The sequence below is a fragment of the Methylacidiphilum kamchatkense Kam1 genome, from assembly GCF_007475525.1.
GTDB lineage: Bacteria > Verrucomicrobiota > Verrucomicrobiia > Methylacidiphilales > Methylacidiphilaceae > Methylacidiphilum > Methylacidiphilum kamchatkense.
In genome coordinates this window covers 1,181,444-1,202,736 of the sequence record NZ_CP037899.1, presented here as the reverse complement: position 1 = coordinate 1,202,736, position 21,293 = coordinate 1,181,444, and the positions used below count along the sequence as shown (strand labels likewise).

The following is a 21,293-nucleotide window of genomic DNA, read 5'->3' as shown; positions in this document are numbered from 1 at the left end:
TTTTGGAAATCTTAGGCAAGTAGAAAAATAGGGAGGGCATTTTGGAATAATTCTTCTTTTAATGAACAAAAAGGATTCTTGACACCAATACATTCACAAATTACACATTGGATTGTTGCAACAAAGTTCAAGGGACATTTTGAATTCTAGTGTTCTTATTCTTAACAGGCTGTGGCAAGCCGTTAATTGGTGCACAGCTCGGAGGGCTTTTAATCTTCTTTATTGTGGACATGCTTACGTGGTCCATAAAAACAAAGATGATTTTTATACCTTGGATTTTTTTGAATGGAAAGAACATTCTCAAGCATACCATGGGAGCGATGTAGTTCATACGGTTTCTTTTAAAATCAGAGTACCAAAAGTTATTTTACTGCTCCTTTTTGAAAAAGTTCCAATGAAGGAAGTTAAATTTACTAGGCATAATGTTTTTGAGAGAGATGGGTATCTTTGTCAGTATTGCGGGGGAAAATTTGACCCCTCTTATCTAAATTTAGACCATGTGATCCCTAGAGAGCGGGGCGGAAAAACAACTTGGGAGAATGTGGTTTGTTCCTGTATTCGATGCAATAGCAAAAAAGGGAATAGAACGCCTCAAGAAGCTGGAATGAAATTACTTAAGAAGCCGAAAAAGCCTAAATGGCGTCCACTCTTTATTGCCGGGAAGTTTCCCATTGATGAATCTTGGGAAAAGTTTTTGGATATTAATAGTTGGGAAGTCAATATTACTGAATAATGATATAGATTAATTAAATTAATCTATATCTATCAATGGAATTAAAGACAGATCCTTCCAGAAGCAATTAGGAAATAAAGAAATTTTTAATCTCTGCAAAGGGAATGCGACGGGGAGGTTCAAGAGTGGTTCTTCTATTGATGATGCGAATAGAAAAAGATTCGATCCATTGCCAGAATTCTTCGAGAACTGAGAAAGGAAAATTAACTTCTTTGAGTGCGTACTTATAGCAAGCAAGCCATACTTCTCTTGCTTTTTCGTCTATGGTTACTGAAAAATGACGGGAGCGCATCCTTGGCTCTCCCCTAGAGGCAGTATAATATGATGGTCCTCCACACATCTCTACCACAAAATCAGCTGAACGTTTCACCAATTTTTCCATCCCAGCTTTATCGGTTGGAAAAAGATAGAAAATTTGGCTTTTTAGCAAATTTTCATGATGCCTTAAAACTAGTTTTCTAAGAAGCTCTTCCCCAGCAATTTTAAACACTCTTTCAGAAGGAAATATGACCTCTGGAAATATAAAATCTACACGCTCAGGACATACATGAATTTTATCAATTGTAGTACCAGCTCTTTTCTTGCAACAACACGCCTTCGGTGGATCTTCATCAAAGCTCTTCGTTTGGCTTTCGGAACGAGGAATAGACATAGAATTTCAGTTTGATGTCATATTTTACAGACAAAACGTATTTTATAAAAGCTATTTCTCGATCAGTTTGTGGATAATTCTGTTTTGGGGGATTTTAAGAGTAAGGATAGGGAGATTTTCTGACGAATGTTAGTCATTATTCTTAACTTCTTTATTCATTCCTAAAGGAAAAAGGAAAAGTTTTTTCCTTTAGGATAGAAGTACATCTTTATATTCTCTTTTCATCCGCCGATCCAAAACCGTAAACCAATCATCATCCCCATTACTACTCTGAGCAAAGCAAGAAAGAAGAAAAGAGCGAATAGATAAAGAAGTTGCCGTATGATGTTTTTATCATTGTCGTCTCCCTGTGGAGGCCATTTGGGATTACCAACCATGTTTTTAACTTATCTCCATAAGCAAAAAATGGAAAATGAAATTGCAAAAAAACAGCATTGTGGCTCTATAACTTAAAACTAGAAAAGAATCAGAAGGAAGACTTTTCTCCTATGCAATCGAAAGAACCATTTAAATTTCCTAATGCAAAGAGTACCGAGAAAAAATGCTTAATAAAACTAACGACCTTGATGAGATCATTGGTGTTTTTAAGCTTCAGTATAAGGGGTACCTAACCTAGAATGGTAAACATATATTAAGTTTGAAAAGCAGAGGAAAAAATAGTAGAAAAAAATTAAATAGTATATTAAATATTTTTGATTAAATCTAATTGTATTTTTTCTCTCTTTTGATATATTGCATATGGGGGCGTACCGGTAATCGATTCTCCGGTTCGAACTTGGAAATTGTGCAAGTCGAGGGCTTTAAGTAGGTTGGCCTCGTAAAAAAACCTGCTTTAATTTATAAATGCCAACGAAGAATTGGCTCTTGCTGCTTAATACATAGTAGCAAGCGTCTTTTTCCACTTTCTCCGGCGGAGTGGAAAAGGGCGTGTCAATCAGCCGGAAAGCGTTGAATAATTGGAACCTGTTATTCAACGCGATTAAAAAAGGTTCACGTTGTAGGAAAATGGGTTCGTGGTTCCTTGGTCCTACAACGGTTAATTGAAAAACCACTAAACTTGTAGGACAATTTTCAAGTTCCCGAGAAGACGAGGGTTCGACTCCCTCCGCCTCCACCATTTTTATTCTTCTTTAGAAAAATTCTTAGCTTCTTTGTTTTCTCTTATCCATTGTTTCAAAAGAACCTAATCTATCTTTGGTTGGGATTGTAAGAAGGGGTTATCAATCAGATAGTCTTCAAGAAAGCAAGGAAGAGTTTGACCGATTTTATAAGAAGAAAAGATGAAAAGGGAGTAGGAGAAGGTTGAAATCTATCTAAGCCTGCTGGATAAGGAGGTAGGAAATAATACCCTGTTGCATAACTAGCAGCTAACCTTTTAGATTTTTAAATCCTCATCTCCTTCTTGCAATCTTTACCATTTTATTTAGTTGAGCTTCAAAAAATTGCTAAAAAAATAAGCATACATGCTTATTTAGAGCTAACCCCTAACCAGTTATATTTTCAATTCTACCTTCCTTGTTCCTGAAACTATTTGTCCGATTAAAAAACCTTCAACATTACTCAGACATACTTCTTTGGATTCAGGGCCAATAATAAGACATAACCCAATTCCCATATTAAAAATACTGTACTGTTCTTCGATCGTCATAGCCCCAAGACTTGTTAAAAAAGAAAATATGGGAGGGATAGGCCAGCTATTTGCATAAATAATAGCATCCACTCCCTCTGGAAGTATTCTAGGTAAATTTTCAAAAAACCCACCACCAGTGATATGTGCAATACCTTTAATGGGTATAAGCTTTTTTAAGAGCCTAATCTCTTCAAGGTAAGATTTATGCACCTCTAATAGTTCATCGACAAGAGGTCGGCAAAAACCAGGAGGAGTATCCCAAAGATTATAATGCTTTTCAGCAAACAGAAGTTTTCTGACTAAAGAATACCCATTGGTATGTAAGCCAGAGGAGGGAAGACCAATGATTAGATCTCCCGGACAAATCATTTTTCCATCGATTATATGCTCTTTTTCAACGACTCCCACAATGGCACCTACTAAGTCAAAATCTTTTTCTTTGTAGATCCCAGGCATTTGAGCCGTTTCTCCACCTAACAAGGCACAGTTTGCATTCCTACAGGCTCTTTCCATTCCTTCTAATATTTTTATTAATACTGATGGTTCAAGCTTTCCACATCCTATGTAATCAAGAAAAAAGAGCGGTTCAGCCCCAAGCGTGGCGATATCATTAACACAATGGTTTACAAGATCTTCACCCAGACCATCATACCGATTGGCCATTTGGCCAATGAGTAATTTTGTTCCCACCCCATCAATACTTGACACAAGGACTGGATGATGGAAAGTTGGAAAAGCTGCAGAAAAAAGACCCCCAAAACCACCAAAACTCCCAATAACTTCAGCTCTTTGAGTAGAGGTTATTAACTTTGGAATTGTTGATTTAAAAGCCTGGGCTGCTTTGAGATCCACACCTGCTTGAGAATAAAGATTCATGGAAACTAGACTGAATATTATTTAGTAACATTTTCAAAGAAAGACCTTCTTTCTAGAATCATTTTATCGAAATCAGGATCAAAATCTACTGGGTATTTGCCTGTAAAGCAGGCTGTACAAAACTCTGTGTTCGCCTCTAAGCATGCTTTGATGAGAGCTTCGTGAGAGAGATATCCAAGAGAGTCTGCTCCAAGATACTTACAGATATCTTCAATTGCCAGTTGATTAGCTAAAAGACTTTTTGGATTAGGAAAATCGATCCCGTAGTGACAAGGATAGCGGTGGGGAGGACAGCTGACTCGAATATGGACTTCTTTGGCTCCAGCCTCCCTCAAGTTAACTACTCTGGCTCGAGCGGTTGTACCTCTGACGATTGAATCGTCTACCACTATCACTCTTTTCCCTTTAATAGCTTCTTGAATGAGATTAAGTTTTATTCGGACACTAAAATCCCGAATTAGCTGTGTGGGTTGAATAAAGGTTCTTCCAATATAATGGTTCCGGACAAAAGCGGGGTAATAAGGAATACCAGACTGTTCTGCATAGCCAAGAGCTGCATAATTTCCTGAATCAGGGACCGGAACAACAATATCGGCATCAACCGGATAGAGCTTAGCCAATTCTTTACCCATCTGAATTCTGGCTTTGCTTACATTAAGCCCAGCAATGTTGCTGTCAGGACGCGCAAAATAAACGTATTCAAAAATACAAAAGGCTTTCTTAGTTGTTTGTCCATTTATAAAATAGGACTTTAGCCCATCTTCTCCAATAAACAGCACTTCTCCTGGCTCAATATCTCTAATGTATTCGGCATGAATCAGATCGAATGCACAAGTTTCACTAGACACAACGTAGCTGTTCTCTATTTTTCCAAGGCATAGGGGGCGAAATCCTAAAGGATCTCTTGCTGCGAATATGCCTTTTGTGGTCATGAGAACACAGGAAAAGGCTCCTTTGACTCTTTGTAAGGCATTGAGAAAACTACCGACAATGTCTTCTTGTGCCGGTTGGGCCATAAGATGAAGAATAACTTCAGAATCGGAAGTCGTTTGAAAAATTGAACCTTTGTTTTCCAATTCTCGCCGAATCGAAACCGCGTTGACAATATTGCCATTATGAGCTAAAGCCAGTTCGCCCTTCGAACAAGAAACTACAATAGGCTGAGCGTTTAAAAGCGTGCTGGAACCTGTTGTCGAATAACGAACATGCCCAATGGCCATTGTGCCTTGAAGAGAAGCTAAGGAACGACTGTCAAAAACTTGAGAAACAAGTCCCATGCCCCGGCAAACTTGAAAATGGTTCTGACAAGGATCAAAGCTAGCTATTCCTGCACTTTCTTGGCCACGGTGTTGCAGAGCGTATAAGCCATAATAGGTTAATTCCGCCGAATTGACATGACCATAGATAGCAAAAACGCCGCATTCCTCTTTAGGATACATGCTTTTGGTTTTGCCAAGAGAATTGTCAGCCACTATATTCAACTTTGAGTAGAAGGTTGGTTACTGTTTTTAAAAATCTCTTTTTTTAATGCAAGCAAATTAAAACCCGCTATGACACTTGAAGAAATAGCAAAAAGAATTTTTTCCCTACCAACAGCCCCCTTGCATGAAAAATTCATTGCTAAGGAAATATATTCTATTTTATCGGAATATCCGCAATCAAAAATAGAAATCGATCCGTTTTCTAACCTTTTGGTTCAGTTAGACTTTGTTTCGGACGACAAAGACAAACCTCTTCTTTTATTTGTAGCCCATATGGATCATCCAGGATTTTATTCTGACAGCCAAAGCCATGTCTATTTGCTTGGAGGCGTAAACGAATCCTATTTAGAAGGGGCAAAGTTGATTTTTTTCAGTCAGGATCATGGAGAAAAAGTCGGAGAGTCTGTTATTAAGGGCCATCAGAACAAAGGAAAATTTAAAATGATACAATGCGAACCCACAGCGCCACCAAATTCAATTGGAATGTGGGATCTTCCTCCATTTTTCAGCCAAGATGGAATTTTTTACGGCAGGTCCTGTGACGATCTTGTAGGAGTTTGCTCCTTACTTTACATGTTTATTCAGATAGTTTCAAAGAATCTAAAGACCAAAATAGCCATACTTTTTAGTCGTGCTGAGGAAATCGGATTTTTGGGAACCTTAGCTTTTCTTAAAAAGCAGATTTTAAATCCAGAAAATACTATCATGATTTCGATTGAAGCAAGTATGGCTCAGGGTTATGGATCTATGAATGAGGGCCCAGTATTAAGAGTAGGGGATAAAACAAGGCTCTTCGATGCTTCTGTAGTAAGCTGGCTTGAAAAAGCTTTAGAAGATTACAGAAAAGTACATCCAGAGTTTGTCTATCAAAAGAAATTTATGGGAGGGGGACTTGTGAAACCACTCCTTTTATTGAATTTGGATATCGCTCAGCTGCACTCTGTTTAGCTATGGATAATTACCATAATATGGCCATTGGCAATCAGATCGCCATGGAATCTGTTTCAATAAAAGATTGGGAATTTCTTTGTTCCTTTCTGCTATGGCTAGCTAGCTATCCAAGGGAGTTGAATGCTATTGGATGGCAGAGGAAAGAAAGGCTACTCGACCTCCAAGAAAAGGCTATTGATCTTTTAAAACAATTTCCTCTTTTTTAAGTCTCTCCATTTTTTTTAGATTTATATTCGAAAAGAACACTTCCCCATGTAATTCCAGCCCCAAAGGAAACGAGCACAATAATGTCTCCATCTTTAATCCGGTTTGAAATGATAGCTTCATGAAGCGCAATAGGAATACAGGCTGAGGATGTATTGCCATATTTTTCCATGTTGACAAAAAACTTTTCGCTAGGGATGTGAAGTCTTTGAGAAAGTGCTTCAATAATTCTCAGATTGGCTTGATGAGGAATGATGCATGCGATGTCTTCAAGAGAACGCCCAGCATTTTTTAAGCACCTCAAAAGAGATTGTTCCATCGAATCAATCGCTAGTTTAAAGACTTTTTTACCAACCATGTGGAGATAATGAAGTTTATGATGTATGTTTTGAGGGGTTAAAGGAAGCTTAGAACCGCCAGCGGGAATGTACAGGGTTTGCCAATGAGATCCATCGGCCCCAATATTAAATGATAACCGCTTATTTTTATCTTGCCCGGCAGCTATTATTGCAGCACCCGCTCCATCTCCAAACAGAACACAGGTATTTCTGTCTGTCCAATCAACAATCGTCGAAAGCTTCTCAGCACCAACTACAAGAACGTATCTAGCAGAACCAGAAGAAACAATGTGGGAAGCAAGGACAAAAGCATAGATGAAACCGGAACAGGCAGCCTGGATATCGAAAGAAGGTATTGTACGGGCACCGATTTTTTGTTGAATGTAGCAAGCAGTAGAAGGAAATATAGTATCTGGAGTGGTAGTAGCGACAATAATAAGATCTAGATCCTCAGGAGTTAACCCGGCATTTTGTAAGGCTATCAACGCTGCTTCTGCCCCCATTTCTGAAGGGGTTTCTTTTTCATTTGCTATTCTTCTTTCTTTAATCCCTGTTCTTTCCGTAATCCATTGGTCGGTAGTATCAACCATTTTTTCAAGATCATAGTTAGTCAAGATTTTTGATGGTAAATAAGTTCCGGTACCGACAATAACTATCTCAGGTAATTGGTAAAGAGGTTCTTTTGTGCTCTTCGATAAGTTCATGATGTGCTTTAATTTCTTCGATAATAATATGGTTGACATTTTGAATCAACGCTTCCCTTGCTACACGTATAGCATTGCAAATAGCTTTTGGAGTCGAAGATCCATGAGCAATGATACATGTTCCCCTTATTCCCAGGAGAAGAGCTCCCCCATATTCTTCATAATTTGTTTTTTTCTTGACGGATTCAAAGGCTCCTTTGGCAAGAATAGCACCAAGGATACGAATGGGATTCTTTTTAAATTCTCTTTTAAGCCAGCGGACTACAGCCGTAGCTACACTTTCAGAAGTCTTTAAGACGACATTGCCGACAAATCCATCACAGACCACAACATCCACTGGATTTTCAAAAAGATCTCTTCCTTCAATATTACCTACGAAATTTAAATTCGATTTGGATAAAAGTTTGAAAGCGCTTTTGGTCAATTCATTACCTTTGACATTTTCAGTACCTATGCTAAGCAACCCGACTCGTGGATTGGATACTCCAAGAATTTTTTTAGCATAGATGCTTCCCATAATCCCAAAATCCAATAAGTTTTCGGGAGTAGAATCGATAATGGCGCCTGAATCGATTAATATAAAGGGATTTTTTTCAGTGGGAATGACGCTGGCTATACCCGCCCTTGATATTCCAGGTAAAGTCCTTAAGTATACTGTAGCTGCAGCCACGACAGCTCCAGTATTTCCTGCAGAAACAACGGCATCTGCCTCCCCTTTTTTTATCAACTCTACACAGCGGCTAATCGAAGAATCCCTTTTATGTCGAACACTTTCTATTGGGGGATCCTCCATACCAACGACCTGAGAGGTATGAAGAAATTCCACTCGTTGTTGAACAGCTTGTCCATTTTTTTTATAAAATATTTCTTTGACGATTGGTTCATTGCCAACCAAGATAAGATGTACATCTGGGAAAAGATGGAGAGCTTCGATAGCTCCAGAGATAGGAGAATCTGGAGCGTAGTCCCCGCCCATGGCATCGAGAGCGATCTTCATTGGTGCTCATTGAGTTAATGTTCATCTGTCGTTTTTTGAGTGAGAACTTGTCGGCCATTATACATTCCCGTTGCTGGGTCCACATGATGGGACTTTACCCAGTTTCCTGTTTTTTTGTCCTTAGAAATCCCTGGAGGGGTCCAACGATTGGCCGCTTTTCTTGATCTTTTTCTGGCCTTTGAAGTAATTCTTTTAGGTACGCCCATAAATCTTCCTATGGTTTAAAGTTATAACTCTACTTTTTTTAAATACTTTTTATATTTTTTTGAAAAGGAAAGTGTCTATCTTTTTATAATTTTTTCAAGTATTTTCCAAATGCCTGCATCATGAATAGAGGTCTCTTTATGATCTTCAAAAAGTTCCTTGCCAAAACAACCATTAGCAACTTCAGGCCCACAAAAACCAATCATTGGCAAGGCCAATAAAATATCTTCTCTAATTCTATTGGATAGATCAATTACCTCTGGAAAAGGAGCATGAACTTGTACCGAAAAATTGGAAATTTCTATCGGATATTCAAACCATTGACAGCATCGGCCACATTGAATAAGCACGGATGTTTTTAAATTTCCATTGAAATAGATCTCTTCCTCATCTTTATAAGCAGTGAGATGTATTTGAATTGGGGCATGCTCTTTTATATGGGGTTCTTTTAAATCAAGTAAAGAAGCATGAATCGAGCTATCAATCATCAATGTTTCTGCTGCAAGAATGGAAGTAAGAATTTTCATAGAATTGAAAGGGGTTGAGGTTTAAGTAGGAAAAAGCACGAAACGCTTGTAAAATAGTCAATTTTATCTATTTTAAAAATAACGTTAATGGTTGATCTCAGTAATTGAATAAAATATGATTATATTGTCATTTCAAGTATGAAATGTATGAAATGCGGAAATATGGAGGATAAGGTTATTGACTCCAGGCCAATAAAAGAGGGCAGATCGATTCGAAGACGTAGAGAATGCTTACAATGTGGATTTCGGTTCACGACCTATGAAGAAATCCAAGAAATTGAACTTTTAGTCAAAAAAAGAAATGGTTTGATTGAACCTTTTGATAGAAATAAGCTGATGCTAGGAATTCAAAAAGCATTGGAAAAAAGGCCAATAGATCAAGCTCAAATTGAAGATTTTGTTGATCAAATTATAGAAGAATGTAGTACCGAAAAGTCTTCCATTATTCCATCCTACTTGATTGGCACAAAAGTCATGAACAAACTGAAAACTATTGACGAAGTAGCTTTTATCCGTTTTGCTTCTGTCTATTGTAAATTTCACGATGCGGAAGATTTTATGAACGTTATTTCAGAACTTAAAATGAATGAAGCTCGATCTAAAGATATTCCTATGCTTTCTCCCGCTGCTTCCCAATAGGAAAAATTGAGCTATGCCTTCCCTTTTCAGTCAAATCATCGCTAGGAAAATACCAGCCGATATCCTCTATGAGGATAGCCAGTGCGTTGCGTTTCGTGATATACATCCCGTAGCCAAAGTTCACGTTCTTATTGTGCCTAGGAAAGAAATTCCAAGACTTGGCGAAGCCTCGGAGGAGGATATTCCCCTTTTAGGACATCTTCTTTTGACAGCTAATAAAGTCGCCGCTCAGCTAGGAATTTTTCATTCTGGATTTAGAGTCATTATCAATAATGGTCCAGATGCAGGAGAAAGCATACCTCATCTTCATGTTCATTTGATTGGAGGAGAACCACTAGGTTGGGGACATGGGGGGACCAATATTTAATGTTTTTTGGTTGGAAAAATACGAAGAGGAGAGTTTAATAGAACAAATAGGAAAAATTAATTAACTATTGGTAAGAATGTAAGAGTCCAATGGGAGTTAGTCTTCCTGGATAAAAAATAAAGAGCGTTTTTTTCTCGTTGAAACTGAATTTTTGAAGGGATCTAAAGTACTTATCAAGGAGTTATACTATGCATGAAGAAGCTTTTCAGACTTCTGATACTCCTGAAATAGAAAAGTCGAGCTTTTTTCTGGATATTAAAAAGGGCTTCTCTCAAATCTTTTCTGATCCATGGTGGTGGATGAAGGTTTTGATCGGAGGATTTCTTCTCATTAATCCTTTCCTTTTAGCGTTAATTCCTAAAATAAGCTCTTCTTACAGTACCGAAAGACTACCTAGCACTTTTTTAGGTCTTCTCATCATTAATGTATGCACTTTCTGGTTTCCTCTTGGCTTTACTTTTGAAGTTCTTCGAAGAGCTAAAACCGGTAAGTTAAATCAACTACCAGAATGGAAACTCTCTTTGTTATGGAATTATGCTAGGGAAGGAGCCGCCAAACTGACGATTGCTTTGACAACTCTTATCCTCCCTGCTATTCTTTGGATTGGGATTGTTTATTATATTTTTATCCAGCTTTTAGAGTTGCCTTCTAGCCTTTTATCCCTTTTTATTCCCCCAATCCTATGGTTTGTTATTCCTTTTTGTGCTGTAGCTTGTTGCCGGTGGCTTGACGGGGTAAATGTTTTTGATTGCGCTTTAAATTTTCCAGAAAACTTTAGGATTTTTGCCCTTGCAAAAACTGATTACTTGATTGCCTCAGCATTTCTTTTAGGCATTAATTCGCTGACAATGGCCTTTTATTATACCATCCCTTTTGGTGCTTTTTTTGGTCTGTGCTTGGTCGATACTTGGTTTGGCCCTATTTATACAAAAACTGTAAAAAAGCATAAATCTTCTTTATATACCTTAGACAGCTCACAACGTTGATTTTTACTAGAATAATGGTCATCAACAGTTCAATACATGGAGCGTTCTATAGACAAACTAATTTTTTTGGATCACCAATCTGTTTCTCCTGTTTTTAAAGAGGCTCTAGAACTTTTCTATCACTATTCCCTCGAACCTTTTTCCCCCACCAGTATCCATCAACTGGGGATTCAATCAAAAAAGACCTTAGAATCATCTTTAGAGTCTTTTAGTTCTTTTATTGGATGTTCTCCCAATGAACTCGTATTTACTGGTGGCATATGGGAAGCGATTATCCTTGGAATTGAAGGGTTTTGGAGAAAAAATTCGCTCAAAGGCAAACATATTCTGACAAGCCCTATCGAACAAAGACCTATTTTGTTGCTTTTAGATAAGCTAAAAAGGGAGGGTGCCCAACTTACCTTTTTGCCAGTAAATCAGGAAGGAATGATTGACCCCAAAGCAATCGAAGAGCTATCAACTCCACAAACCATCCTTTGCTGTCTTCAATGGGTTAATCCTGAAATAGGAACCATTCAAAAGATAAAGGAAGCTGCTGAAATTTGTGAAAAAAACAGTATAGCTTTATTTTGCGATGGTTCTTATGCTGGAGGCTGGATTCCCATTGACTTAAAAAAAATCCCTATTTCGCTTTTGGCTCTTAATCCTAATCAATTCAACGGGCCCAAAGGAATTGGGGTACTTTATATCAGACAAGGAATAGAAATAGAACCGATTATTCCAGGGCTCAATAGAGAGTTAGGGTTATGGGGAGGAACAGAAAATATGGCTTCCATTGTGGCTGCTGCTAAAGCAGCTGAAATTACGACAAATATTTTTAAAGAAAAAATAGAAAAAATTGGTTATTTTCAAAAAATGATCTGGGAAAGAATTTCTACTAGCATCCCATTGGTATCTCTCAACGGTCCAGAACTTGGTCCAAACCGTTCCATCCAGAATTTGAATATAAGTCCCGAATTTATTGGAGGAGAAGCACAGGTATTAAGTTGTGATATGAAAGGAGTTTTGCTTTCAAGCGGGCCTAGTTGTGTACAAAAAAATTTGAGAATTTCCCATGTATTTAAAGCTGTGGGGTTGGAGTACCAAAAGGCTATGTCCAGTGTAAGAATCAGTTTGGGAATTACTACAACCAAAGAAGAAATCGAAAGATTTCTTGATATTTATATCGGAGTGGTTACCAAACTCAGAGAGATGTCTATTGGTTGGAAAAAATTTCTTTCTAAAAAGAGTAGCGAATGAAAAATGAATGGTTTCGGTTTTATCAACTTTCAAAAAAGAAATGTTTAGCTGTTTTTGAAGCTCTTAAAAATCTACCACCAACAATAAAATTTGGTTTTCCATTAGTCTGGCTTTTAAGTGTTATTCTAGCATTTCAGCTTGATTTTCTATTTTACAGTTTTTTTATAATAAAAGGAGATTCTCTTTTTCACACTTTTGCTGAAAAAATAAGTTATTGGGGTGACTTTCCTCAAGGAACAATTCCTCTTTGCGTGAGCATCTATTTTTTAGGAATTTTATTTAAAAAAGAGAAATTGAAAGAAGTAGCCATTGGATGTTTTTTTTCGGCCCTTATAGCTGGAGCATTGGTTGATTTAGGAAGAAATATCTTAGGACGCGCCCGACCTTCGGCAAGTGCAACCGAAGCCATACAAGAATTAGGATATATCCCTTTGCCTATTGTTAGTTTTCAAAGAATCCATCCAAATGGTTCTCTAGTTGATGGCTTTTATGGCATCCAGTGGTTGACCATGTTCCATGGATTTCCTTCTGGACATGCAGCAACTTCCATGGCAACAGCAGCTAGTTTTTTAGGACAAATGCCTAAGTTAGGATATTTTCTGGTTTTTTTGGCCCTTTTAGTTTGTTGGTCCAGAATGGCATTAGGGAGACATTATTTTTCAGATGTTGTAGCGGGTGGTCTAGTGGGATTTCTATTGGGATTCATATTTAGCAAATCGGAAATCCAAAATTATGGAGTTGCTTTTCAAAAGATTGAAAAATGAAAAAAGAAGAACTGATTTTTATAAAAAATTGGAAAAAAAGGGGAGTTTCAAGCTGACAGCTTGAAGATTTTATTCATAAAGAAAAAATGAAAAATGATGCTAAATTGATTTCTTATTAAGAAAATCATAGACATTTTTTTTTTCATAATTTTTGGGAAGCTTCTATCACAAAAACAATACTTGCTTAGCTAGCATATTTAAGAGCGCTTTTCTGTATGAAAGAATTCGAAATAGCTTCATAATAGTAATACCAGAGTTTCTCAAATGATCTTTTCCAGCTGTATTTTTGATGAACATTCAACGCAAGGTTTTTCCCGATTGTTCTTAAATCTAATGTTCGCATTTTTTCTACAGCTTCAGCTAAGGAACGAAAATCTTTTCTATCTGCCCAGTACTCACTGAATCCTTCTTCGACTAAATCCTCCATATGCGTTCCACGGAATCCCACTACTGGACAGCCACAAGCTTGGCTTTCGATGGTCACTAATCCAAAAGTCTCAACGATTCCAGGATGAATGAAAAGATCTGCAGACCGATAATAATCGGCAAGTTCTTTTTTCGAATCTACTCTTGTAATCCAACAGATTCTATTAGAGGCTTTTATCGCTTTGAGAATCTCATTCCTTAAGGGGCCATCACCAATAATTAATAGCCAATAGTCTTTTTTAGAGGAATAATCCTGAAGAAAAAAAATGTTTTCAGCAATAAACCAATGTTTTTTTCCTTTGCTAACCTGCCAACATACAATAACAGAAAAGCATCTCTTGGGATTCCGAGTTTTAACCGATAGTTGTTCTTTGGTGGCTCAGGAGTAAACGTCTTGGTATCTACTCCAAGGCTGAGATGGACTCCGTTTTTGATACCCCAGCTTCGCAGTAAATTTAAAAGAGAAAGAGTGGGGACAAAAGTAAAGTCGAATTGATTGTAAATTTCCTCTGCATACCAGCGAGAAAAGGTAAAAAAAGCCTTTTCTAAAAAAGAATTTTTCCAACCAAAATAGGTTCGAACATAAGCATCTGGAAAATGAGAATGGTAGTAGCCAACAACAGGAACTTTGAGTTTTTTTGCAGTCCAAGAGACAAGCCATGAAGATTGATAAGGATCCCCAGCTTCTATAATATCTGCTTTTATCTCATGCAAGAGATCGGTAACTTCTGTAAGGTTCAATAAAATCCTATGTTGAGAAAACTGATTGATTAATGGAGACTTAATACTAAATATGTGGATAGGGGGGTCGTGAATAGAAAAAGTTTTTTCTCCTGGAATGATGAGAAAATGCTCATCTTCTTTTTTTTGACGGATATAATCCTGCTTTTCGTCTATATATCTTTTGACTCCTCCACCAGGAGCATAAAACTGTGTAATGTCGCAAATTTTTATTCCCATTTTGTCCGAAATAAATGGAAAAACAATTTAAGTGCTTTCATTTTTTAGGCATATCTTTATAGGATAACAACTTTAAAAAATCATTTTTCTTTTATTTTGATTTGATCATAAAATTTTTTCTTCCTCTCCTTCAATTTCTATAAAAAAAGAGAGGATTTCTATTCATTCATAAGTTGTTAGAGATTTAACAATTGGGAGATCAGATTAAAAATTTTTTTCTAACCGTTAAGTAATTCATAGGAGAATGTCTCCGATGTTTAGGGCAAAATAAGACATAAGTCCCGTTGGAAAACTAGATTATCAACTGGGAGCGCAGGCAATGGAGAACACCTCTTGTCCATATTGAACCATACTTCAATTAGCCGATGTCCTGGAATCGTGATCAACTGTCACAATCGGATGGGGTAGAAGGCTTCCTTCTTTGAACTATACTGGTAGAGTCTTAAAATGATATCGTATAAGGAGGCCATCGCAGATATAAAGGCAGGGGACAAGCCAAACCAGCAGAGAAAACTTTCTTCATTATTTCTCATGCCTACCGAACAGTTAGGGAAGCTCGTTGCATAGACCGGATCCTGTAGTTCTCTATGCTGCAACAGATCTTAACTGGAATCTGAACAACTACAAACGAGCATTCCCGTAACTGTCGAAAAGAAAAGTAGAAATTGAATGGCACAGTAAGTGATAGATCAGTCCATATGAAAAGCCATATGGATAAAGTAAACGCAATCCAATCTTGTGCACTTATCTATGCCATTCTCTAAATTCCATCTAGGGAGGATCTCACACCTATCATTAAGCTCTAAATATCATAATACATGTAGAACTCCAATGGATGAGGTCGTATCCTTAGCATATCATAGTCCTTTTTGCGTAACGTCAGCAGTGTTTCAATTGCATCCTTCGTAAAGACGTCTCCTTTCATAAGGAACTCATGGTCCTTCTCAAGGGCCTCGATGGCACCACTTAAGGAATCAGGGACTTTGGGAATGTTTTTTAATTCTTCAGGAGGAAGCTCATAGATATTTTTTTCCATAGGCTCACCAGGATCTATCCTGTTCTGAATACCATCAAGACCTGCCATAAGCATGGCCGCACAAGCTAAATAAGGATTGGCAGAAGGATCTGGAGTGCGAAACTCGATTCGCTTTGACTTGGGATTAGCCGAGTAGGTAGGGATACGAATAGCCGCACTTCTATTTCTTGCAGAATAGGCTAGATTAACTGGTGCTTCGAAACCAGGAACAAGCCTTTTAAAGCTATTTGTTGTTGGATTGGTGATAGCGGTGAGGGCAGGGGCATGTTTGATGATACCACCAATATAATGAAGAGCCATTTCACTTAGCCCTGCATACCGGTTTCCAGCAAAAAGAGGTTTGCCTTCCTTCCAGAGTGATTGATGGGTATGCATCCCCGATCCATTATCTCCAAAAATAGGTTTGGGCATAAATGTAACGGTTTTACCATATTTTCTAGCCGTATTTTTTATTATATACTTATACATCATCATATCGTCACCGATTCGGAGTAGGGTATTGTAGACGATATCTATTTCTGCTTGTCCTGCTGTTGCAACTTCATGATGTTGTCTTTCGACTTTGACCCCCATCGATTCAAGTGTTAAAACCATTTGATCTCTTAGATCCTGTAAAGTATCCGCAGGGGGAACAGGAAAATAGCCTTCTTTATGGCGTATTTTATATCCAAGGTTTTGTCCATTTTCTTTCCCACTGTTCCATATTCCTTCAACAGAATCGACTTCGTAATAAGCGAAGTTAGCTTGGTTATCATACCGAACACTGTCTAAGATAAAGAATTCAGCTTCAGGTCCGAAATAAGCGGTATCTGCGATTCCAGTGCTTTTAAGATACGCTTCAGCTCTTATGGCAATACTACGAGGATCCTTAGAATAGGTCTGAAGAGTGATTGGGTCATATATGGAACAGATCAAACTCAAAGTAGGTTCGGCAATAAAAGGATCAATAAAGGCGGTATATGGGTCGGGCATTACAAGCATATCCGATTCTTGTATGCCTTGCCATCCGCGAATAGAAGATCCATCAAAACCTATCCCTTCGGAAAAAGATTCCGGAGTCAATAGGTCTAAACCAATTGTAAAATGTTGCCAAGTTCCTAATAAATCGCAGAATTTCAGATTAACCAGTTTTACATTATGCTCCAGAGCAAAAGCTATTACTTCTTCTCCAGTAGCACACCTCCTATAACATTCAGGCATCGTTTCCTCCTCTGATTGGGTTAAATATTGTTTATGTTGTATCTTTCAAAAGGAAAATTTAGATCAAAGACTTTGAGAATTATTATTTTTGAGAAAAAAAAACAATTATCTTGAGATAAAAAACACACCGAATTGCATCCATACATCCCATCTCTAAGACTGAGAAAAGAGAACTAGAAGCAAATCAAATAGCATTCTCACCTTTTTCTTCTGTCCGAATACGTATTGCTTCAGTAACGGGCAGAACAAAAATCTTTCCATCACCAATTTTTCCTGTTTTTGCCGATTTAATGATTGCTTCAGTAGCTTTTGGCAAAATCTCCTCCGTAAGCACTATTTCAATTTTCACTTTTGGTAAAAAATCAACCGTGTATTCACTGCCACGATAGATTTCAGTATGTCCCTTTTGACGGCCAAAGCCTTTGACTTCGGTTACCGTAAGGCCGGCTATACCAATTTCTGTGAGTGCTTCTTTAACTTCTTCCAATTTAAAAGGTTTTATGATTGCTTCTATTTTATACAAAGCCATGTGAATTCTCCTCGTTCGTTCCTTGTCAACATTTAATATTTTTTATCTTATTGAGTCAATCATTGATAGAAAACACCAACTTAGTAAGCAAAAACCATGCCACCAAGGTTTTTAATTTTTTCTCTCATTTTCCACAACCATCCGAACATCTAAGCAATTGTTTGTAGATCATTTTGTTGTGGAGAGCAAGGATTTTCTTGGGGATTACAAAAAAGCATCGAGGTCTAAAAAATCAAATAAAAATTAGAAGAATGATTTAGCTTTCGGCAACAGATAAGAATTCCCTGCGAATTTTACATAACATATATTGTGCGAAGTGATATTATCTCTTTTTTTCTTTTCTCTTATTCCATTATGGTTCCTCATGGAACAATTCTCCCCACATGCCTTTTTGATTTGTCATCTACGCTATTTTTTTTATTATCAAGTCTATGGCTACAAATTTAACTGTTGATGTCGCGATTATTGGTGCTGGTGGTGGTGGCTATCCAGCTGCTTTTTTTTTGGATAAAGCTGGATTTAGAGTGTTAATGGTTGATCCTATTGGAAATCTTGGTGGAAATTGTTTGGCTGAAGGTTGTGTCCCATCGAAAGCTGTTAGAGAGGCCAGTTTAATTCGTTCTTATGCTAAAAAATATTCTTTTTTTGGACTTTCCGGCCCTTCGCCCCAAGTTGATTGGAATGGAATTCTTGCGCATAAAGATCGTGTCCAAAAAACACGATATGAATTACATAAGTCAGAGATTCAACAGTCTGGCATATTGTTCTATAAAGGCATTGGAAAAATTGTTGATGATAAAAAAATTGAAGTGTCTACTGAAAATGAAAGTTTTTATGTTACTTTTAAATATTTAATTATAGCAACTGGAAGTCGTCCACATACCCTTCAGATTCCTGGTTCTGAACTAACAGTTAGTTCCCATGATCTGTTTAAATTAGAATCCTCAGTCCCCTTTCCCACCAAACCCATCATCATTGGTGGTGGATATATCGGAGTTGAGGTCGCTTCGATGTTTGAAAATCTGGGTTGTAAACCGTCTATTCTTGAATTTTCAAAGAGCTTGATTGGAGGATTTGACAAGGAACTCTCTCAATTTCTCTTCCAAAGACTTCAAAGCAGGATATCGATCGAACTAGAAGCTCAAGTAAAATTTGTAAAAGGTAAAGAGGGAAATTATGAAGTTATTTATGTTAAAAACGGTCAAGAATTGTCCTTATTTGGAGATCTTGTTATAATGGCTACTGGTAGAGAATGTGTTAGCCCTGAGGGTATTGAGATTTTAGGATTTCAACGTTTTAAGGCTCTGCCTGTTACCAACACCCTCCAACTATATGATTTTCCTCACATTTATGCCCCTGGAGATGTCAACGGAAAAAGCATGCTTTTTCATTCGGCTGTTCTTCAAAGTCGAATCACTGCCCATAACATTGCAGCGGGCGGACAATCAGTTGCCAGAATGGATTGGAAAAGTGTGCCCTATGCAGTATTTACAGAGCCAGAAATCGCAAGTGTTGGGTTGACTGAAGAAGAAGCCATTCACATGTTTGGGCACCGAATTGAAGTAACAAAGTACGAGTATGCTATTGATGCCCGTGCAGAAATTCTAGGAGAAACGGAGGGATTCATTAAACTTATTTTTGATTGTGAAGATAAGCGACTTCTTGGTGCTCATATTGGGGGCATCGAAGCTTCTCAATTAATAGCTCCTTTAGCCTTAGCGGTGCGAGAAGGACTCGATGCAGAGGCTTTGGCTCGCGTGGCCTTTCCTCATCCGATGATTTCAGAGGGAATCAATAAGGCAGCTAGAGCATTTTCTCCCTAGATTTTTTTTTATAAGACAGATAGATAAATGTTATTGCGCGATCAACTGACGATATTTGCAAGTGATAAAACTTTCATGAGAAAAGATCGCCCCTAAAGCAAGAATAGCCTAACTTTAGACATGATTGATTAATGAAAATTTATCAATTTCTAGCTTCTTCTTATCCGCATGCAATCTTCTGAATTAATTACAGTTCAAAAACATCATCAATGGATTTTCCTTTTAATAGCTTGGAAAATGATTGCTTCTTCTTTTGCTTGGATCCAGGGACCAAATGGCAAATTTTGTTCATCTGCAAATCTCCAATCTACCCTATCTCCAGAATGGATCCCTAGATAGTCTCTTACCGCAGGCGAAACATCTATTCCATAAGGAGCCTTTGGCCTACTATGTCCAAAAACATAACTGGCATCATCAGTAGTCCATGGCCCTACATCCATCCATTGAGCAAAACACCTTTTACCTGTGGCTGGTGCTCTTATTTCTATCCATCTCCCAAAACATTTCGAGCCATTTCTCTTCGTCCATGCTACGGGAACAAACTTTCTAGTAAGTTCTCTATTCGCACTCGTGGTATCATTAAATGGCAAGGCGACATAAAAAGGGTTTTCTGTTGGAGCAAACCTTGCTGGGAAATACCCTATCCTTTGGATGGGATGATCAATTCCTCCATAATTATCTCTCCAGTGAGGATCCCAAGAGCTCATAGTTCCAGGTGGACTAAAATGCGCTCCTACCCATGCTGCTCTTTCCCCTATCCAAAAAATAGAGGCTCTAATTCCATAGTGCCAATCAGAAGCAAAAGTACTCAGTGCAATGTTTACTAACATGAAGGACAAAAAAGCTTGGATTATTAATTTTTTCATTCTTTTCGTCCTTTTTTTTTGATTTTGAAGATGAGTCATTGCTTCTTCACTCGTTAAGAGTTTCAATCCTCTTAAGGATTTTTCCACTCTCTCTTGAGATTAGGATCCAGCCTTTAGCCAGTGTTATTGCCAATTGTAGGATTGAAAGAAAGTAGCTGGATTTTAGTCAGGAGATTTTATGCTCTAAATACAAACTATGTCAATCATTAAATAGAAGATTTTAAAAAGAAAATTCTTTATAGAGATTTGAAGAGTTGATGAGATATAAGTTTTGATTCTACCTCTCTAGCCTTATACGAACAACTGTTAGGCAATCATTCAGAAGTCTTTGACACTTGTTTTGAATCCTGTTCAGTTAACTTGCGAACGATGACAAAGTTCGACATGAATCTGACGAGTTTAAGTTGAGTCTTGTATCGATCCAAAAAGGTATTTATTGCTCCAACAGGTCCAAGATCACCTGGTGGAGCATTTAAAGCCCATCTTAAGTGTTTTGTCATTGAATATCGATTGCAAATAATCACCCCTCCATGTTTGACTCTATCCCAAACGTTGATAAGATCAGCTAACATGATATCACTTCTTCCTGATCCATCGACATAGGCTATATCAATAGAGTTCAATGGTACTTCTTTAATTTTTTCTGTAGACAATCCTTTTAAAATCTTGAACTTGTAGGCTTGTCCGGAAAGAGAAACATTGGAAATGAAGGTGTTGTAGGAATGTTCTCCGAAGTCATCTATAATGATTAAGGTCGACGTGGAATCCGTTAAGATATTTTCAAGCATCCAAAGTGCAGATCTGCCTTCATGAACGCCTATTTCAAGATAAGTGAGATTTGGCTTTCCTTTGAATTCAGAGAGGTCTTCTCTCCAAAAAGGAATTCTATCTGTAAAAGTATCTCTAGTAAATTTATAAGGCTTTAAATAAATTGCAGCTGATAATTGAGAGCTAAGGAATAATGGATTTTGAAAAAAACTCAAACACGAAAATAAAAGCAGTAGAAAAAACAGAAAATTTATTTCATTTTTTACATCTGTTTCTTTCTGTAGCTGAAGACTTTTTGGATTAGAATTCTTTTCTTTTACAACTTTCATAAAACTAAAAGAATTTTTTATTCACTAAAGAATGCATATGTAAATGTTAATAACATTATAAGCT

At 37.5% G+C, this 21,293-nt stretch carries 23 protein-coding genes and 1 other RNA gene; 10 read left to right on the top strand and 14 right to left on the bottom strand.

Features of this window, described 5'->3' with window-relative positions; genetic code table 11:
- The first annotated feature begins 136 nt into the window (after positions 1-136).
- Complete coding sequence (locus kam1_RS05670; RefSeq protein WP_039722117.1) at positions 137-733, top strand: HNH endonuclease; 597 nt, start codon at positions 137-139, stop codon at positions 731-733.
- A gap of 67 nt (positions 734-800) precedes the next feature.
- Here kam1_RS05670 and kam1_RS05665 read toward each other — a convergent pair whose 3' ends face one another.
- Complete coding sequence (locus kam1_RS05665) at positions 801-1,385, bottom strand: globin domain-containing protein (protein WP_039722087.1); 585 nt, start codon at positions 1,383-1,385, stop codon at positions 801-803.
- Between the two features lie 221 nt (positions 1,386-1,606).
- Positions 1,607-1,762, bottom strand: coding sequence for a hypothetical protein (locus kam1_RS10135; RefSeq protein ID WP_153300116.1), 156 nt, complete (start codon positions 1,760-1,762; stop codon positions 1,607-1,609).
- Positions 1,763-2,125: 363 nt separating this feature from the next.
- Here kam1_RS10135 and ssrA point away from each other — a divergent pair.
- Positions 2,126-2,502, top strand: a transfer-messenger RNA (tmRNA) gene (gene ssrA / locus kam1_RS05660).
- Between the two features lie 375 nt (positions 2,503-2,877).
- Here the strand turns inward: ssrA and purM are convergent.
- Positions 2,878-3,891, bottom strand: coding sequence for a phosphoribosylformylglycinamidine cyclo-ligase (gene purM / locus kam1_RS05655; protein WP_039722085.1), 1,014 nt, complete (start codon positions 3,889-3,891; stop codon positions 2,878-2,880).
- Between the two features lie 17 nt (positions 3,892-3,908).
- Positions 3,909-5,363 carry an amidophosphoribosyltransferase gene (gene purF / locus kam1_RS05650; protein WP_052250548.1) on the bottom strand — a complete coding sequence of 485 codons (1,455 nt, stop codon included), beginning with the start codon at positions 5,361-5,363 and terminating at the stop codon, positions 3,909-3,911.
- Between the two features lie 78 nt (positions 5,364-5,441).
- On the opposite strand from purF, the gene kam1_RS05645 reads away from it, so the two are divergent.
- Together kam1_RS05645 and kam1_RS10605 are read left to right on the top strand one after the other, a co-directional pair.
- Positions 5,442-6,320 carry a M20/M25/M40 family metallo-hydrolase gene (locus tag kam1_RS05645; protein WP_244945976.1) on the top strand — a complete coding sequence of 293 codons (879 nt, stop codon included), beginning with the start codon at positions 5,442-5,444 and terminating at the stop codon, positions 6,318-6,320.
- A gap of 2 nt (positions 6,321-6,322) precedes the next feature.
- Positions 6,323-6,529: a hypothetical protein gene (locus tag kam1_RS10605; RefSeq protein ID WP_244945975.1), complete on the top strand. Its 207-nt coding sequence runs from the start codon at positions 6,323-6,325 to the stop codon at positions 6,527-6,529.
- On the opposite strand, the gene kam1_RS05640 is transcribed toward kam1_RS10605, so the two are convergent.
- The 4 genes from kam1_RS05640 to kam1_RS05625 form a co-directional block, all read right to left on the bottom strand.
- The gene (locus kam1_RS05640) at positions 6,526-7,569 is read right to left on the bottom strand and encodes a beta-ketoacyl-ACP synthase III (RefSeq protein WP_052250547.1); all 1,044 of its coding nucleotides are present in this window, start codon (positions 7,567-7,569) and stop codon (positions 6,526-6,528) included. The genes kam1_RS10605 and kam1_RS05640 overlap by 4 nt on opposite strands.
- Complete coding sequence (gene plsX / locus kam1_RS05635; protein WP_039722083.1) at positions 7,523-8,566, bottom strand: phosphate acyltransferase PlsX; 1,044 nt, start codon at positions 8,564-8,566, stop codon at positions 7,523-7,525. The genes kam1_RS05640 and plsX overlap by 47 nt, the downstream gene beginning before the upstream one ends.
- Positions 8,567-8,580: 14 nt before the next feature.
- Entirely contained in the window at positions 8,581-8,772 is a 192-nt protein-coding gene (rpmF, locus tag kam1_RS05630; RefSeq protein ID WP_039722082.1) for a 50S ribosomal protein L32, read from the bottom strand.
- 75 nt (positions 8,773-8,847) lie between these two features.
- Positions 8,848-9,297 (bottom strand): YceD family protein, encoded by a 450-nt coding sequence (locus tag kam1_RS05625; RefSeq protein ID WP_039722081.1) that lies wholly within the window; start codon positions 9,295-9,297, stop codon positions 8,848-8,850.
- A 138-nt stretch (positions 9,298-9,435) separates the two neighbouring features.
- Here kam1_RS05625 and nrdR point away from each other — a divergent pair, with 138 nt between their 5' ends.
- The 5 genes from nrdR to kam1_RS05600 all read left to right on the top strand — a co-directional run bounded on the left by nrdR (position 9,436) and on the right by kam1_RS05600 (position 13,292).
- A complete protein-coding gene (nrdR, locus tag kam1_RS05620; RefSeq protein ID WP_009061393.1) occupies positions 9,436-9,936 on the top strand; it encodes a transcriptional regulator NrdR in 501 nt (166 codons plus the stop codon).
- Positions 9,937-9,949: 13 nt separating this feature from the next.
- On the top strand, positions 9,950-10,303 hold the full coding sequence (locus kam1_RS05615; protein ID WP_039722080.1) for a histidine triad nucleotide-binding protein: 354 nt from the start codon (positions 9,950-9,952) through the stop codon (positions 10,301-10,303).
- 188 nt (positions 10,304-10,491) lie between these two features.
- On the top strand, positions 10,492-11,289 hold the full coding sequence (locus kam1_RS05610) for a hypothetical protein (RefSeq protein ID WP_039722079.1): 798 nt from the start codon (positions 10,492-10,494) through the stop codon (positions 11,287-11,289).
- A gap of 36 nt (positions 11,290-11,325) precedes the next feature.
- Positions 11,326-12,528, top strand: a complete 1,203-nt coding sequence (locus kam1_RS05605; protein ID WP_143958306.1) for a cysteine desulfurase family protein — start codon at positions 11,326-11,328, stop codon at positions 12,526-12,528.
- Positions 12,525-13,292 (top strand): phosphatase PAP2 family protein, encoded by a 768-nt coding sequence (locus kam1_RS05600; RefSeq protein WP_039722078.1) that lies wholly within the window; start codon positions 12,525-12,527, stop codon positions 13,290-13,292. The genes kam1_RS05605 and kam1_RS05600 overlap by 4 nt, the downstream gene beginning before the upstream one ends.
- Positions 13,293-13,476: 184 nt before the next feature.
- Here the strand turns inward: kam1_RS05600 and kam1_RS10600 are convergent, their stop codons facing one another.
- From kam1_RS10600 to kam1_RS05585, 4 genes are all read right to left on the bottom strand, one after another.
- Positions 13,477-13,908 carry a glycosyltransferase gene (locus tag kam1_RS10600; protein ID WP_244946191.1) on the bottom strand — a complete coding sequence of 144 codons (432 nt, stop codon included), beginning with the start codon at positions 13,906-13,908 and terminating at the stop codon, positions 13,477-13,479.
- A 29-nt stretch (positions 13,909-13,937) separates the two neighbouring features.
- Positions 13,938-14,678: a glycosyltransferase gene (locus kam1_RS10595; RefSeq protein WP_244945974.1), complete on the bottom strand. Its 741-nt coding sequence runs from the start codon at positions 14,676-14,678 to the stop codon at positions 13,938-13,940.
- 802 nt (positions 14,679-15,480) lie between these two features.
- Positions 15,481-16,914, bottom strand: a complete 1,434-nt coding sequence (gene glnA / locus kam1_RS05590; protein WP_039722076.1) for a type I glutamate--ammonia ligase — start codon at positions 16,912-16,914, stop codon at positions 15,481-15,483.
- Between the two features lie 184 nt (positions 16,915-17,098).
- Complete coding sequence (locus kam1_RS05585) at positions 17,099-17,443, bottom strand: P-II family nitrogen regulator (RefSeq protein WP_009061406.1); 345 nt, start codon at positions 17,441-17,443, stop codon at positions 17,099-17,101.
- Positions 17,444-17,874: 431 nt separating this feature from the next.
- Here kam1_RS05585 and kam1_RS05580 point away from each other — a divergent pair, with 431 nt between their 5' ends.
- Positions 17,875-19,266, top strand: a complete 1,392-nt coding sequence (locus tag kam1_RS05580) for a dihydrolipoyl dehydrogenase (RefSeq protein ID WP_143958305.1) — start codon at positions 17,875-17,877, stop codon at positions 19,264-19,266.
- A gap of 206 nt (positions 19,267-19,472) precedes the next feature.
- On the opposite strand, the gene kam1_RS05575 is transcribed toward kam1_RS05580, so the two are convergent.
- Both kam1_RS05575 and kam1_RS05570 read right to left on the bottom strand, forming a co-directional pair.
- Positions 19,473-20,132 carry a hypothetical protein gene (locus tag kam1_RS05575; protein WP_079254293.1) on the bottom strand — a complete coding sequence of 220 codons (660 nt, stop codon included), beginning with the start codon at positions 20,130-20,132 and terminating at the stop codon, positions 19,473-19,475.
- A gap of 314 nt (positions 20,133-20,446) precedes the next feature.
- Entirely contained in the window at positions 20,447-21,229 is a 783-nt protein-coding gene (locus kam1_RS05570) for a class I SAM-dependent methyltransferase (protein WP_039722075.1), read from the bottom strand.
- Positions 21,230-21,293 lie beyond the last annotated feature (64 nt).

What these genes read in the sequence shown, in the direction of transcription:
- rpmF (WP_039722082.1), bottom strand. Translation starts at nt 8,772, where the DNA reads ATGGGCGTACCTAAAAGAATTACTTCAAAGGCCAGAAAAAGATCAAGA.
- kam1_RS05580 (WP_143958305.1), top strand. Translation starts at nt 17,875, where the DNA reads ATGGCTACAAATTTAACTGTTGATGTCGCGATTATTGGTGCTGGTGGT.
- kam1_RS05610 (WP_039722079.1), top strand. Translation starts at nt 10,492, where the DNA reads ATGCATGAAGAAGCTTTTCAGACTTCTGATACTCCTGAAATAGAAAAG.
- kam1_RS05605 (WP_143958306.1), top strand. Translation starts at nt 11,326, where the DNA reads ATGGAGCGTTCTATAGACAAACTAATTTTTTTGGATCACCAATCTGTT.
- purM (WP_039722085.1), bottom strand. Translation starts at nt 3,891, where the DNA reads ATGAATCTTTATTCTCAAGCAGGTGTGGATCTCAAAGCAGCCCAGGCT.
- kam1_RS05665 (WP_039722087.1), bottom strand. Translation starts at nt 1,385, where the DNA reads ATGTCTATTCCTCGTTCCGAAAGCCAAACGAAGAGCTTTGATGAAGAT.
- kam1_RS05615 (WP_039722080.1), top strand. Translation starts at nt 9,950, where the DNA reads ATGCCTTCCCTTTTCAGTCAAATCATCGCTAGGAAAATACCAGCCGAT.
- kam1_RS10595 (WP_244945974.1), bottom strand. Translation starts at nt 14,678, where the DNA reads ATGGGAATAAAAATTTGCGACATTACACAGTTTTATGCTCCTGGTGGA.
- kam1_RS05645 (WP_244945976.1), top strand. Translation starts at nt 5,442, where the DNA reads ATGACACTTGAAGAAATAGCAAAAAGAATTTTTTCCCTACCAACAGCC.
- kam1_RS05585 (WP_009061406.1), bottom strand. Translation starts at nt 17,443, where the DNA reads ATGGCTTTGTATAAAATAGAAGCAATCATAAAACCTTTTAAATTGGAA.
- kam1_RS05575 (WP_079254293.1), bottom strand. Translation starts at nt 20,132, where the DNA reads ATGAAAAAATTAATAATCCAAGCTTTTTTGTCCTTCATGTTAGTAAAC.
- kam1_RS05640 (WP_052250547.1), bottom strand. Translation starts at nt 7,569, where the DNA reads ATGAACTTATCGAAGAGCACAAAAGAACCTCTTTACCAATTACCTGAG.
- kam1_RS05570 (WP_039722075.1), bottom strand. Translation starts at nt 21,229, where the DNA reads ATGAAAGTTGTAAAAGAAAAGAATTCTAATCCAAAAAGTCTTCAGCTA.
- glnA (WP_039722076.1), bottom strand. Translation starts at nt 16,914, where the DNA reads ATGCCTGAATGTTATAGGAGGTGTGCTACTGGAGAAGAAGTAATAGCT.
- kam1_RS05625 (WP_039722081.1), bottom strand. Translation starts at nt 9,297, where the DNA reads ATGAAAATTCTTACTTCCATTCTTGCAGCAGAAACATTGATGATTGAT.
- nrdR (WP_009061393.1), top strand. Translation starts at nt 9,436, where the DNA reads ATGAAATGTATGAAATGCGGAAATATGGAGGATAAGGTTATTGACTCC.
- plsX (WP_039722083.1), bottom strand. Translation starts at nt 8,566, where the DNA reads ATGAAGATCGCTCTCGATGCCATGGGCGGGGACTACGCTCCAGATTCT.
- kam1_RS10135 (WP_153300116.1), bottom strand. Translation starts at nt 1,762, where the DNA reads ATGGTTGGTAATCCCAAATGGCCTCCACAGGGAGACGACAATGATAAA.
- kam1_RS05600 (WP_039722078.1), top strand. Translation starts at nt 12,525, where the DNA reads ATGAAAAATGAATGGTTTCGGTTTTATCAACTTTCAAAAAAGAAATGT.
- kam1_RS10605 (WP_244945975.1), top strand. Translation starts at nt 6,323, where the DNA reads ATGGATAATTACCATAATATGGCCATTGGCAATCAGATCGCCATGGAA.